This window comes from Roseovarius dicentrarchi (assembly GCF_003316635.1).
GTDB classification, from domain to species: Bacteria; Pseudomonadota; Alphaproteobacteria; order Rhodobacterales; family Rhodobacteraceae; genus Roseovarius; species Roseovarius dicentrarchi.
The window spans coordinates 135,978-149,252 of the sequence record NZ_QNQP01000008.1 but is presented as its reverse complement, the minus strand read 5'-3'; the positions used below and the strand labels follow the sequence as shown (position 1 = coordinate 149,252).

Here is a 13,275-nt window from a genome sequence, read left to right as displayed (position 1 = left end):
GTCGGCCCTGGATTGCGTCATCATCGACGAGTTAGGCTACATCCCGTTCCCGAAATCCGGCGGCGCGTTGCTGTTCCACCTGATCAGCAAGCTCTACGAGAAAACCAGCGTCATCATCACCACCAACTTGGAGTTCGGGGAATGGGTCGCTGTCTTCGGTGATGCCAAGATGACAACTGCGCTCTTGGATCGCGTCACGCACCACTGTGCCATCATCGAAACGGGCAACACGTCATATCGCTTCGCTCAGAGCAAAAGTCGCAGAGAAAAATAGCCACGTCGCAAGCAAAGCCCCCAGACGGACTCGCTATATGAGGGCGGTCCGCCTGGGGGCTTTGTCACTCCAGAGGTGGGTCAAAATTAAACGCTGAAACGGGGTCAGTTTTAAACGCTCATTGACATCTTAGGATTGAAGACCTTCGCCTACTGGATAACTGGTTCGGTTGCACTTCTATCAGACGCACTTGAAAGCACGGTCAATGTCGCAACAGCGTTTGCTGCGCTCATCGCGATCCATATCGCGGCCAAACCCGCTGATGCCAATCACCCCTATGGCCACCACAAGGCAGAATTCTTCAGTGCTGTCCTCGAAGGTGTAATGATCATCGTTGCTGCACTGCTTATCTTTCGGGAAGCCTACCAAGGCTTCATGCGGCCCGCCGTTCTCGATGCCCCGGTGGAAGGGCTTCTTGTGAACATGGCGGCGACAGTCATAAACGGACTGTGGGCATGGGTGTTGATCACGCGTGGACGAGCACAGAAATCACCAGCTTTGGTGGCTGATGGAAAACACCTGATCACGGATGTCCTTACCTCTGTCGGGGTTGCCACCGGCGTTATTTTGGCTGTTGCAACAGGATGGTGGATACTGGATCCGGCACTGGCCGCACTCGTGGCCGTCAACATCCTCTGGTCGGGTTCTAAAATCGTCAAAGAGTCCCTGAGTGGCCTGATGGATGAGGCCGTCTCAGCGCAGACACTCGACACGATCCGTAATGTTATCGCGTCACAATTGGATGGCGCAATGCAAGCACACGATCTTCGGACACGACACGCAGGCGCGGCAATATTTATTGATTTCCATCTGGTCGTGCCCGGCGGAACGACGGTTTTCCAATCTCATGAAATATGTGACCAGATAGAGGAGTCTTTGAAAAACCACTTAGATGACGCCAAGGTCACGATCCATGTCGAACCGGAACACAAATCAAAGCAATCAGGAGCAATAATTCCTGATTGAAGATGCAGTCTCTTTGCTGTGCCGCAAGTATCGGTTTGTTCCGAAACGGATATTACAGCTTCCCAAAAACCACCGTTTTTGGGTCCCCTCCAGAGCAGCGTCTCAAATACTACGCGGTGCCCAGAGAATAACACCCGCGCCTGCAAGGCAAATGACCGCTCCGATAACATCCCATTGATCCGGGCGATTGCCTTCTACGCCCCATAGCCACAGCAGGGACGATACGATGTAGACGCCACCGTAGACTGCATAGGCGCGTCCCGCCTGATCGGCGGTGCTCAGGGTGAGTAGCCAAGCGAAAACGGCAAGGGATATCATTCCCGGTGCTAGCCAGAACACGCTCTTGTCCAGCCGGAACCAAGCCCAGAAAGCAAAGCATCCGGCAATTTCGGCCAGCGCAGCGGCGAAGTAGATCAGAGCTGTTTTCATCGGGTCAGATATACGTTTCGAGCGTGATCAGGTCTACTGCCAAATATCCATTCGTTGCGCATGCACAGACAGCCAAGAACCACCATTTGTTGAACGGTTCGCCGAGCTGGACATTGGCGCACTTGCAGCGAAGGTCTGCAAAGTCCGCACAGCGGCCATCCAGTTCCCTGAGTTGTTGCCCCAGCTACCAGTGTCTGCGTCGTTGACGCTGCGCTGCACCGCCGATTGACGTGATGAACGGCAGCTTATAGGGCCGAGTGTTCCGCTTCATTCTCGATTGACGCCACTGAAGCGCGGAGCATGGACCTGTGTTTGTAAAATAAATGCTGCAGCTGCGCCCGCGAAGGCCCCGAAGAGGTGCGCCTCCCAAGAGACGCCTGGTTGACCCGGCAGAACGCTCCAGAGGATGGAGCCATACACAAAGCCGACCAGTAGCGCCGCGCCCATCGTGACCGGCGAGCGGTCCACCAGCCCGCGCGCCACCAGAAAGCCGAACCAACCGAAGACCAGCCCTGACGCGCCGATATGGATGGCGGAACTTCCGAACAGCCAGACAAGACCGCCGCCCAGCCCGATCACCACGGCGTTCACGGCCAGCAAGGCCCGTGTGACGGTGGCTATCAGCAGCGCACCCATCGCCAATAGCGGCGGCGTATTGGCCATCAGGTGCGCGAAGCTTCCGTGCAAAAGGGGCATTGCAACTACGCCGTCCAACCCACTGACATGCCGTGGTATCAGGCCGAAGGACGCGTTGAGGCCGTAGCCGGTGATCCAGTTGACGACCTGAACCGCCCAGAGCAATCCGACAAAGGCTGCTAGCGCTGTGGCGCGCCGCAAGATAGCGCGCATGTGATCCTGTTTCCTCATGTCAGCGAAGATATACGGCTAATGGTCGCCTTCAATGGCTTTTCGCGGGCCGCAAAGAATGTCGTGTTTAAGTTCGCAAAATCGCGGCGACCGACCGGTCTAAAGTTCGAGCGCAACGAATGGGTGATTCTGGAAAGCCGCAATGCGGCGTCTGAGCCTGTGCTCTTTGACGGCCACGAGCAGAAAGCGATTTCTGTTTATTATTTGGATAAGCGGCGAAGAAACCATTTGATGCAGTAAAAACGGCAAATTACGATATGCCATCTATCATTGCGATGTGTTGCAGGCCCCGGAGGATTGAGCCGCCCCCGACCTGCCGACGCAGGCTGCATCCCCATCAGGTGACGGTATTTACTCTAGGACTTCGCACCCACCCAGCACTCATGAAAAGTCCCATCCGACCGCGCTGATGCAACGCGGTAAATAAGTCATGTAACCAACCTTATGAGAGCAACATGACAAACCCATATCAAAACACCGCGACCGCGAAATTGATCACCGACCGCATCCGTGATCTCTCACACCGTAAAACCCAAGCTGAAATTGCATCCGAGGCAGGATTCGCCAATGCAAATATGATGACGTTTCTGAAAAACGGCAAAAACAAAGTGCCGCTGGATCGCGTGCCATCGCTGGCAAAGGCGCTGGAGATTGACCCCGCATATTTGATGCGCCTTGCCCTTGACCAAGCGGTAGGAGCGACGGCGGCAAAAGCGATTACAGAAATCTTCGGCATACCTGCATCTGAGAACGAAAGGGGCTGGTTGGCTGAATTACGCGATGTGTCTGACAATAGCGATCCACGACTGACGGCACGTTCACGTGCAGCTTTGAGAGGGATTTTCGGCAAGTGAGCGAAGCTATTTTCACATTACCAACGGCCCCAGCGGGACCATGGGACCAGCTCACCGACAACGAGCAGACGTGGATCGAGTTCATCAGAGTCATTAGCGGTGGTTGTGACCCACGGGTCACACCGGCGCGGGTCCGTGCGCTGAGGGTGCTGCTAGACGCGGGATGAGGGGTCGGGCAAAGGCTAGTCAGCCGTTCCCAAAAAACGTGACGGTGACTTCATAGTCTGCGGCAATGTCAAAATTGAGCCCACCTCACGCGGCAAGCGACGCTAGGAGGTAAAGTGCATTGAAATCGAGGTGTGCTCAATCTGCTACAACTGCCGACACAGAGTTTGCTACAAAGCGACACAAACGCGGAAATCAAAACATTGATTTAATTGACTTTTACCGATCACCTGAGTTGTCCAGCCTCTCACCTTTTCCTTACGCTCGAATCGACAGGCTCCGCCCCTCCCCGCATCGCCCAGCGCATTTGCGCGGATGTCTCGACAGCGCCGGGAACCTGGGCGCGCAGACGCACCGTTGCGGCCTCTGGCGCCTCGCCTGCGGCGATCATCAGGCGCAGGGCCGCCATACCGGCGCGGCCGCCTCCTTGCCTGCAATGCACCACGATACGCCCGCCCCCGCGCAGTGCGGCCAGCGCTGCGGCCTCGGCTGCGGTCCATTGGCCCATTGCGCCCACGTCAGGCACGCCATAATCGGGCGTCGGCACATGCACCCAGCGCGTTCCCATGAACGCAATGTCCCGGCCCAGCGTCGCAATCCCGGCTGCGGCCATTTCCGCGGCTGTGGTCATCGTGACCACCATCGCAGGCTGCCAATCCTTCAGATGCGCCAGATCATCTGCATAATCGTCGCCAGATCCGGGCATCGGCGCGATGGCCAGAATACCGCGCGACACAGGCAGCGCCTGAATGACGATCCCGGTCACGTCCCTGCCCTACAGCCGGTCTGCGGAAAATGTGTCACATGCACCCATCTGGCCGCTGTCATAGCCACGCGCAAACCAGCGCGCGCGCTGCTCGGACGTGCCGTGGGTAAAGGTATGAGGCTGCGGCACGCGCCCGGCCTGCCGTTGCAAATGGTCATCCCCGATCCGGCGTGCGGCGTTCAGCGCCTCCTCAATATCGCCCGGCTCCAGCAGGTCATTTACCGCGCTGGCCCAGACGCCGCTCAGGCAATCGGCCTGCAATTCCAGCCGGACGGTCAGCGCATTCGCGCCGGCGTCCGAGCTGGCCTGCCGGGCCTCGTGTACCGCGTTCAGAATGCCCAGTTCATTCTGGATATGGTGGGCCACCTCATGCGCGATCACATACGCCGCTGCAAAATCGCCGCGTGCGCCCAGTTGCTGCGCCAGTGTGGCGAAAAATTCCGTATCCAGATAGGCCTTGCGGTCTGCCGGGCAGTAAAACGGCCCGGTGGCGCCGGACGCATTGCCGCAGGGGCTGCGCGTTACGCCGGAAAACAGCACCAGCACGGGGGGCGTATAGGCCATATCGGCCTGCGCGGGCAGGATATCGCCCCACACCTCCTCGGTGCTGCCCAGAACGCGGGCGCTGAAATCGGCCGCGCGCTGCTCTGCGGCGCTTAGCGCGCGGGGCGCACTTTGCACTTGCTGACCCTCGATGCCGTTCAACAGCGGAGTCACGTCGATCCCGGTGAAATACCCGATCGCCAGCACGATCAGCAGACCCGCGCCGCCAATGCCGGCGCCCCGCACACCGCCCCCGCCCGAGCGGCGACGATCCTCGATATTGCGGCTGCGGCGCAGTCCTCTCAGCTTCATGGCAGTATCCTTGGTTGGGGCGGCGTTCTTCATACTATCGCGCCTTGCGCAGCATGCCACCGCAAAACCCGCCTCGCCAATGTCACCGCCTTGCCGTATCCTGACCCGATGACAAACAAGACCGAAAAGGCCGAACAGCGCACCGATTGGGCCGAGGATCGCACGATCATGGCCAATGAACGCACGTTCAATTCGTGGATGGGCCTTGGCCTGGGCGCCGTCGGCGTGGCCATCGCGCTAAAGGCGGTGTTTGGCGACTTCACGCCGACATGGGCGGCCAAGGGCGTGGCAAGCCTGTTTCTGGTCGCGGCCACGGTCATCTACTGGGCCGCCGCCAATCAGGCGCACAAAACGCATGACCGCCTGACCTGCCGCGATGCCGAAGCCACCGGCAGCAAGAATTTCCGCCGCCTCGCCGCGATCCTGACGCTCGCCACATTTGGCACCGGGGTGATATTATGGATGCTCTAGGCGCGCTTGGCGGTTTACGCGGGCGCACGGCGTGCCTAGTTTGGCGGCCAGATACCCCCTTGTCACGCAGGCGCCCCAAATGACCGACACGTCCCCCTCCGGCTACCGCGTTCTGGCCCGCAAATACCGGCCCGAAACCTTTGCCGATCTGGTCGGGCAGGATGCCATGGTGCGCACCCTGCGCAACGCGTTCAAGGCTGACCGCATCGCGCAGGCGTTTATTCTGACGGGGATTCGTGGCACCGGCAAAACCTCGACCGCGCGCATCATCGCCAAGGGGATGAACTGCATCGGCCCCGATGGGAATGGCGGCCCCACGACCGAACCGTGCGGCGTATGCGAGCATTGCAGCGCCATCATGGAAGGGCGCCATGTCGATGTGCTGGAAATGGACGCGGCCAGCCGCACAGGCGTCGGCGACATCCGCGAGATCATCGATTCGGTCGCGTACCGCGCCGCCTCGGCCCGCTACAAGATCTACATCATCGACGAGGTGCACATGCTCAGCACCTCGGCCTTCAACGCGCTGCTGAAAACGCTGGAAGAGCCGCCGGCGCATGTGAAATTCATCTTCGCCACCACCGAAATCCGCAAGGTGCCGGTGACGGTGCTGTCCCGCTGCCAGCGGTTCGATCTGCGCCGGATCGAACCCGAGGTGATGCTGAAGCTCGTCCGCCATATTGCCGAGGCCGAAGATGCGCAAATCACCGATGACGCGCTGGCGCTGATCGTGCGCGCCTCCGAAGGGTCCGCGCGCGATGCCACCTCGCTGCTGGATCAGGCCATCAGCCACGGCGCGGGGGAGACGGGCGCCGATCAGGTGCGCGCCATGCTGGGGCTGGCAGACCGGGGCCGCGTGCTGGACCTGTTCGACATGATCCTCAAGGGTGACGCGGCCGGCGCGCTGACCGAACTGGGCGCGCAATATTCCGACGGCGCCGACCCGCTGGCCGTGCTGCGCGATCTGGCCGAAATCACCCACTGGACCTCGGTGGTGAAAATCACCCCCGAGGCGGCGGACGACCCGACCATCGGCCCGGACGAACGCGCCCGCGGCCTGCAAATGGCCGAGGCGCTGCCGATGCGCGTGCTGACCCGCATGTGGCAAATGCTGCTCAAGGCGCTGGAGGAAGTGGCAGGCGCGCCCAATGCCATGATGGCCGCCGAAATGGCCGTGATCCGCCTGACCCATGTGGCCGATCTGCCCAGCCCCGAGGATCTGCTGCGCAAGTTGCAAAACACACCGATGCCCAGCGCGCCGCCCCCCGGTGGCGCCGCGCCTCTGCCCTCCGGCGGCGGAACATCCGCCACGTCAAATACCTATGCCCCCGCCGCCCGCCAGGGCGCGCAACCGCGCGCGTCAGGAAATGGCGCAGGCCAGACCCTCGCCGTTGCCACCGATACCGATACCGAGGCCGCGCTGGCCCATTATCCCACCTTTCACCACGTGGTCGAGATGATCCGCGCCAACCGCGACGTCAAACTGCTGGTCGAGGTGGAAACCTGCGTGCAACTGGCCGCCTACCGCCCCGGCCGGATCGAATTCGTGCCCACCGATGATGCCCCCCGCGATCTGGCACAGCGCCTTGGTGCGGCGCTCCAGCGCTGGACCGGCAACCGCTGGGCCGTCACACTGGTCAATGAGGGCGGCGCGCCAACCATCGCAGGCCTGCGCGATGCCGAAGATATCGCGCTGAAGAACGAGGCCCGCCAGCACCCGCTGGTGCAGGCGGTGATGGATGCGTTTCCCGGCGCCGAAATCTTGGAAATCCGCACCGCCCGCCAGATCGCAAACGATGCGCAGGCCGACGCCCTGCCCGAAGTCGAGGATGAATGGGACCCCTTCGAAGAGGATTGATTGCCGCCGCGTTTCTGCCCGGCGCCGCATGGGCCGGCGCCTGCGAAACCGTGCGCCCCGGTTGGGACGGCACCCCCATAACTGCCTGGGGCGAGGCGCTGGCACTCTTCTCTACCCCCGCGGCGCTGTTCCTACTCGCCGCCTCGGTCACAGCCACCCTCCTGCGCAGCGCGGTTGGCGCGCTGGTGGTCTGCCTGATGTGGTCCACCCTGACCATGATCGTCGTCAGCACAGACCCCACCGGCCTGCGCGACGCGTCCCGGATCGAGGGCTGCACAGGCTCGCCCGCGCTTTTCATCGTGGCCGTCGCGGCGCTGTGTGCGGCGATGATCCTCTACACAACCCGCAAGATCTGAACCGGGCAGCTGAGGTCACGATACCCTGCGCCCCTTGTTCCCCCGCCCCGGCGCACGTATCTAGAGATGAACCATTTCACCAATCGGAGACTGAAGATGTTCAAGGGACTGGGCCAGATGGGCGACATGGCCAAGATGATGAAAGCCGCGCAGGAAATGCAAACCAAGATGGCAGCCCTGCAAGAAGAAATGCACAGCCTCACCGTCACCGGCGAATCCGGCGCCGGCCTCGTCAAGGCCGTGGCCTCCTGCAAGGGCGAGCTGAAAAGCCTCGATATCGATCCCAGCATATTTTCCGGCGACGACAAGGAAGTCGTCGAAGATCTCATTCTCGCCGCGATCAAGGATGCCCAAGGCAAGGCCAGCGACCGCGCGCAGGAGGAAATGGCCAAGCTGACCGAAGGCATGGGCCTGCCAAAGGATATGAAACTGCCCTTCTAGGCGCGGCCCCGCCGCTTCATCTTGGCAAAAATACTCTCGCCGAAGGCGTCCCGACGCCGCAATCAGGACATCCCGCTTGAGCTCGAACCGCGACATTGACACGCTGATTCAGATGATGGCCAAACTGCCCGGCCTCGGCCCACGCTCGGCGCGGCGGGCCGTGCTGCATCTGATCGCAAAACGTGAACTCAAGCTGATGCCGCTGGCAGACATGATGCAGACCGTCGCCGCTACCGCACGCGAATGTGCGATCTGCGGCAACATCGGCACGTCCGAAATCTGCGACATCTGCCGCGCGCCCAAGCGCGCAAACGGGCTGCTCTGCATCGTGGAGGACGTCGCGGATCTGTGGGCCATGGAACGCGGCGGCGCATTTCAGGGCCGCTATCACGTGCTGGGCGGCACGCTCAGCGCGCTGGATCAGGTTGGCCCTGAACAATTACGCATTCCCCAGCTGATCCGCAGAATCGAGTCCGAGCAGATTACCGAAGTCATCCTCGCCCTCGGCGCCACCATCGACGGGCAAACCACCGCACATTACATCGCCGACCAGATCGAGGACCGCGTGCGCCTGACAACGCTGGCCCAGGGCGTGCCTATTGGTGGCGATCTGGATTATCTGGACGATGGCACGATCAGCGCCGCGCTGAGCGCACGGCGCGCGCTTTGAGCCAAATTCAAATGACTCCACCCGAATTCAAGGCTGGAATTTGGGTATTTTCACCAAGAAAAAACACGCGGGCGCGCAAGGGCTCGGGCAAGGCGCGCCTTGCTCAGTTCAGCACCTTTCCTTCGGGCCATTGCATGTCATGCTCCAGCGTGATCGTGTGGCTCTCACGCGGCGGCAAGTCGAAGTCCCACGCCAGAATGCCGCGCTGACCCTCGACATCGGTTTCGGTCGGGCGGGGGTCGGACTGCCAGTTTATTTGAAGGTCTTCCTGCTCGGAATAAGGGACGCGGTCGAGCAGGCGCACAGGCCATGACTCGCCGGTGAGGTTCTCGACTTTGATCGTGACGGTTTCAGTCAGATCACTGGACTTGCGTATCAGGCCGCTGCCGCCCTCTTCGCGGTCCTGCACCATGCGGGTCAGGCGCAGCCCGTCAATGGCGCCAAAGGACAGGTCCGCTTCGGCGCCGGCTGCGATCAGATCGCCCTGAACCTGACCGACAAAGGTATCGCCCAGATAGAGGTTTGTCTGGCCCGGCAGGATCAGCTCGTTCATGTCATTGGTTATTATTGCCGTCAGATATGCCGTCTGGTCGTAGAGTGGGACCGCGCGCGCCTCGATTTTCGCTTGCGTGTCCAATGTGCCCAGCGCGATACGCAGCGCATCGGCGCCGGACGCGATCGAGGCAGGCGGCGCGTAGGTATAGGTAACCGCGAGGCCGTCAAAATCGGCTTCGGCCATGACCACCGAAGGGGCAGGTTCGGCCATCATGAGGCTGGCCGATTCGCTGCCTGATGCGGCCCGGTCAGCTGACTTCTGCATCGGCTGGATCGGATCGCCGATACGGCGCAACTGGGGGTATATTGCGCTGGGCGTCGTCTGACCGCTTGGGCGCACGGTTGACAATGTCAGGGCAACATCGCTCCAGTTTTCGCCTGTATTTTGATGTACATACGCGCCGCGCGCGATGCGGAGCGCGCCGGTCTCGCGCGTCAAGCTCATATCATAGACCGGCGCCCAGCCGGCATCATGTGTTTGGTATGTGACATTCAATGTGCCCTCGGCCTGGGCATCAGCCATGACCGACACCGCCAGCATCGCGCGATCCTCGCGTTCGGGCACCAGCGCGGCGAGGGCGCGGCGCGCCTCTTCCAGCGCTTCGGTCAGGTCTTTCAGGCCGCGCTGCGCCTGCTCAGCCTCGCGGCGCGCGTCATGGGCCGATTGCCGCGCCGCCAGCGTCTGCGCGCCGATCATCTGGGCCAGGTCGCGCAGGCTGGCAACATCCTGTGCCGCGATCCCGTCGCCTTGTCCCAGCTGCGACAGGAATGTAACCTGCGCCTCTGCCGCATCTACCACCAGCTGCGTGCGGGCGATATCGGCCTGCGCATCGCGCAAGGCATCCTCGCGGCGCTCGACCTCGGCTTCGGCGGCGGCGATGTCGGCGGATTGACGGTCGCCGCGCGGCGGGACGAAATCGCGGCGCGTCGTCACGCCGCCCATCTGCGCCCCGGTGACGCGGACCCGGACCGATTGCAGATCGGTGTCTTGCGGCAGGTCCAGAAGGATCAGATCATGCTGGCCTGCGGGCGCGCTGAATGGCACGGACCGGTGGACGGTCGCCCCCTGCGGATAAAGTGTGACTTGCGACACTGCACTGCTCAGCGGAATATCCTCCGCCCAGACAGAAGTGGGCAGGGCAAGGGCGAACAGCAGGGTAAGGGGGCGCATCTGGGGTCTCCGGCTTGGGCACCGGCAGCTTTTGACGCAGCAGCAAAAATTGCAAGGGAATTGGCTGAGGGATGCGCGAAGTCACGCTTAATTTACAGTTTTGCGTTTTGATGACGTCAGGCAAATTGGGCGGAGGAGGAGAACATGGGCGATAAACACAGTCGCGGGCAACGTACTGCGCGCAGTGCAGAATGCCTTCCGGCGCAGCGATCTGCGCCGGAAGGTAATGGGCTGGCGGGCGAAATCAGCCCTTTTTCAGCACGCGCTGGCCCAGCGTTTCGGCAATCTGCACGGCATTCAGTGCCGCGCCCTTGCGCAGGTTGTCCGACACGCACCACAGGTTGATGCCGTTCTCGACCGTCGTGTCCTGACGGATGCGGCTGATGAAGGTGGCAAAATCGCCGACGCATTCGATGGGCGTGACGTAGCCGCCATCCTGACGCTTGTCGATCACCATCAGGCCGGGCGCCTCGCGCAGGATATCGCGGGCCTCGTCCTCGTCGAGGAATTCCTCGAACTCGATGTTGATCGCCTCGGAATGGCCGACGAATACGGGCACGCGCACACAGGTGGCCGTGACCTTGATCGACGGGTCCATGATCTTCTTGGTCTCGGCGACCATCTTCCATTCTTCCTTGGTGTCGCCGCTGTCCATGAACACGTCGATATGCGGGATCACGTTGAAGGCGATCTGCTTGGTGAACTTCTTGGCCGGCTTGTCATCGGTGGGGTTGTAGATGCTCTTGGTCTGATCCCACAGCTCGTCGATGCCTTCCTTGCCGGCGCCACTGACAGACTGGTAGGTGCTGACGACGACGCGCTTGATGCGGGCGCGGTCATGCAGGGGCTTGAGTGCAACAACCATCTGCGCGGTCGAGCAGTTGGGATTGGCGATGATATTGTTTTTATGCACCATCTCGACCGCTTCGGGATTCACCTCCGGCACGACCAGCGGCACGTCCGCGTCATAGCGATAGAGCGAGGAGTTATCGATCACGATGCAGCCGGCCTTGGCGGCCTTGGGGGCATAGATCTTGGTCGCGTCCGAGCCGATGGCGAACAGGGCAATGTCCCAGCCGGTGAAATCGAAGGCGTCCAGATCCTTGGTCGTCAGCGTCTTGTCGCCATAGCTGACTTCGCTGCCCAGCGACCGGCGGCTGGCCAGTGCGACAACCTCATCGGCGGGAAACTGGCGCTCGGCCAGAATGTTCAGCATTTCGCGGCCCACGTTGCCCGTGGCACCGACGACGGCGACCCTGTAGCCCATTCACTCTACTCCTGATAAATACGGTGTGACTGCGCGCGTCTTAGCGCCTTGGGCGCCCGGTGGAAAGGGGGCCGTCACCGCGGCGCATCGCGGCTGAACAAATAGACCAGCGATCCGGCCAGCGCGGCGATGCCAAAGAACGCAAAAAGCGCGGCATAGGACGCAACATCGCCGGAACTGGCGGCCACCCGCGCATGTATCACGCCCGAGCCAAGCTGCATCAGCCCGACGCCGCCAATGCCAAAGAGGTTCATCAACGTCACGCCCCGCCCCGCCAGATGCGCCGGAAAGAACCCGCGCGCATGGGCAATCATCACCGGGAAGGTGGACCCGAACAGGCCAATCGCGGCGCAGAGCGCAATGCCAAGGCCGACACTGTGCCCCACCACCATCGCCAGCGCCAGACTGGCGGCGGCGCAGGCCATGTTGCCGCTGAAAATGACCCATTTATGCGTGCCGAATATCCGGTCCAGCGGGCCGTAGATCAGCGTGCCGCCAATCATCGCAATGCCCATAACCAGCGATGCCTGACCCAGCTGCGCCGTCCCAAGGCCGAAAACATCGCTTAGATATGGCCCGATCCACAGACCGCGAATGGCCGCAACAGGCGCGTAGCAGACGAACATCATGGGAAAAATCGGCCAAAGCGCGCGCATTTTCAGCAGATCCATCACCGATCCGCGCCGCCCGCCCGGCGCCGCTTCGGGGTCGCGCACAAAGATCAGCAGGACCATGGCCGCCAGCGCGGTGATTGCGGCGAGGCCAATCATCGATGCGCGCCATCCAATCGCCTCTACCGCCCAGGCCATGGGCCAGGATGCGCCCAGATTGCCCAGCGATCCGATCGCCAGAAGCAGCGCTGCCATGGTGGCGAACTGCGCCGGGCTGCCCTGCCGGGCCAGAATGAAATAGGCCGATACCAGCACCGGCGCGCAACCCGCGCCGATCATCAGCATGGCCAGATTGACATGCGCCGCCCCTTGGGCAAAGCCAAAAACCAGCGCCCCGCCTGCCCCGCCGATCAGCAACATGATCGCGGATGTGCGGCGCGGCCCGAACCGGTCCAGCGCCCAGCCAATCGGCAACTGCGCGCCCGCGAAGGCCAGAAACCAAAGGCCGGATGCAAAGGCCAGATCCTCGGGACCGGTGCCGATATCGCGCGCCAGAACCGCCCCCAGCACGGCAAGGAAGGCGCGATAAAACTGGCTGAGAACATAGGCAAGACAAAGCAGGATCAGCCCGGCGCGCATATCTGTATCCTTGGCTGCGGCAATTCGTCTGCGTTGCACACCCGCCGCGCCAAGGCAAGC

At 61.8% G+C, this 13,275-nt stretch carries 16 protein-coding genes; 9 read left to right on the top strand and 7 right to left on the bottom strand.

What is annotated here, in order from left to right; genetic code table 11:
* Together DQ230_RS08180 and DQ230_RS08175 are read left to right on the top strand one after the other, a co-directional pair.
* A partial coding sequence (locus DQ230_RS08180) for an ATP-binding protein (protein ID WP_162497399.1) occupies positions 1–274 on the top strand: 274 nt, incomplete at its 5' end.
* A 126-nt stretch (positions 275–400) separates the two neighbouring features.
* A complete protein-coding gene (locus DQ230_RS08175) occupies positions 401–1,240 on the top strand; it encodes a cation diffusion facilitator family transporter (protein ID WP_338050505.1) in 840 nt (279 codons plus the stop codon).
* A 102-nt stretch (positions 1,241–1,342) separates the two neighbouring features.
* Here DQ230_RS08175 and DQ230_RS08170 read toward each other — a convergent pair whose 3' ends face one another.
* Complete coding sequence (locus DQ230_RS08170) at positions 1,343–1,669, bottom strand: YnfA family protein (protein WP_113912088.1); 327 nt, start codon at positions 1,667–1,669, stop codon at positions 1,343–1,345.
* A gap of 267 nt (positions 1,670–1,936) precedes the next feature.
* The gene (locus tag DQ230_RS08165) at positions 1,937–2,518 is read right to left on the bottom strand and encodes a rhomboid family intramembrane serine protease (protein WP_113912087.1); all 582 of its coding nucleotides are present in this window, start codon (positions 2,516–2,518) and stop codon (positions 1,937–1,939) included.
* Between DQ230_RS08165 and DQ230_RS08160 the strand changes: the two genes are divergently transcribed.
* Both DQ230_RS08160 and DQ230_RS08155 read left to right on the top strand, forming a co-directional pair.
* Positions 2,519–2,776: a hypothetical protein gene (locus DQ230_RS08160; protein ID WP_113912086.1), complete on the top strand. Its 258-nt coding sequence runs from the start codon at positions 2,519–2,521 to the stop codon at positions 2,774–2,776.
* A 215-nt stretch (positions 2,777–2,991) separates the two neighbouring features.
* On the top strand, positions 2,992–3,390 hold the full coding sequence (locus DQ230_RS08155; RefSeq protein WP_113912085.1) for a helix-turn-helix domain-containing protein: 399 nt from the start codon (positions 2,992–2,994) through the stop codon (positions 3,388–3,390).
* Positions 3,391–3,802: 412 nt separating this feature from the next.
* Here DQ230_RS08155 and DQ230_RS08150 read toward each other — a convergent pair whose 3' ends face one another.
* Positions 3,803–4,321 (bottom strand): protein-tyrosine phosphatase family protein, encoded by a 519-nt coding sequence (locus DQ230_RS08150; RefSeq protein ID WP_113912084.1) that lies wholly within the window; start codon positions 4,319–4,321, stop codon positions 3,803–3,805.
* A gap of 9 nt (positions 4,322–4,330) precedes the next feature.
* Entirely contained in the window at positions 4,331–5,176 is an 846-nt protein-coding gene (gene ypfJ / locus DQ230_RS08145; RefSeq protein WP_113912083.1) for a KPN_02809 family neutral zinc metallopeptidase, read from the bottom strand.
* 108 nt (positions 5,177–5,284) lie between these two features.
* Between ypfJ and DQ230_RS08140 the strand changes: the two genes are divergently transcribed.
* From DQ230_RS08140 to recR, 5 genes are all read left to right on the top strand, one after another.
* Positions 5,285–5,647: a DUF202 domain-containing protein gene (locus DQ230_RS08140; protein ID WP_113912082.1), complete on the top strand. Its 363-nt coding sequence runs from the start codon at positions 5,285–5,287 to the stop codon at positions 5,645–5,647.
* Between the two features lie 79 nt (positions 5,648–5,726).
* Complete coding sequence (locus tag DQ230_RS08135) at positions 5,727–7,505, top strand: DNA polymerase III subunit gamma/tau (RefSeq protein ID WP_113912081.1); 1,779 nt, start codon at positions 5,727–5,729, stop codon at positions 7,503–7,505.
* Positions 7,481–7,861: a hypothetical protein gene (locus DQ230_RS08130; protein ID WP_162497398.1), complete on the top strand. Its 381-nt coding sequence runs from the start codon at positions 7,481–7,483 to the stop codon at positions 7,859–7,861. Before DQ230_RS08135 ends, DQ230_RS08130 begins: the two co-directional genes overlap by 25 nt.
* A gap of 96 nt (positions 7,862–7,957) precedes the next feature.
* Positions 7,958–8,302 carry a YbaB/EbfC family nucleoid-associated protein gene (locus tag DQ230_RS08125; protein ID WP_113912079.1) on the top strand — a complete coding sequence of 115 codons (345 nt, stop codon included), beginning with the start codon at positions 7,958–7,960 and terminating at the stop codon, positions 8,300–8,302.
* Positions 8,303–8,378: 76 nt separating this feature from the next.
* A complete protein-coding gene (gene recR / locus DQ230_RS08120) occupies positions 8,379–8,972 on the top strand; it encodes a recombination mediator RecR (protein WP_113912078.1) in 594 nt (197 codons plus the stop codon).
* Positions 8,973–9,075: 103 nt separating this feature from the next.
* On the opposite strand, the gene DQ230_RS08115 is transcribed toward recR, so the two are convergent.
* From DQ230_RS08115 to DQ230_RS08105, 3 genes are all read right to left on the bottom strand, one after another.
* Entirely contained in the window at positions 9,076–10,698 is a 1,623-nt protein-coding gene (locus DQ230_RS08115; RefSeq protein ID WP_113912077.1) for a DUF4139 domain-containing protein, read from the bottom strand.
* A gap of 244 nt (positions 10,699–10,942) precedes the next feature.
* Positions 10,943–11,965: an aspartate-semialdehyde dehydrogenase gene (locus DQ230_RS08110; RefSeq protein WP_113912076.1), complete on the bottom strand. Its 1,023-nt coding sequence runs from the start codon at positions 11,963–11,965 to the stop codon at positions 10,943–10,945.
* 74 nt (positions 11,966–12,039) lie between these two features.
* Positions 12,040–13,215 (bottom strand): MFS transporter, encoded by a 1,176-nt coding sequence (locus tag DQ230_RS08105; protein WP_113912075.1) that lies wholly within the window; start codon positions 13,213–13,215, stop codon positions 12,040–12,042.
* Between the last annotated feature and the right edge of the window lie 60 nt (positions 13,216–13,275).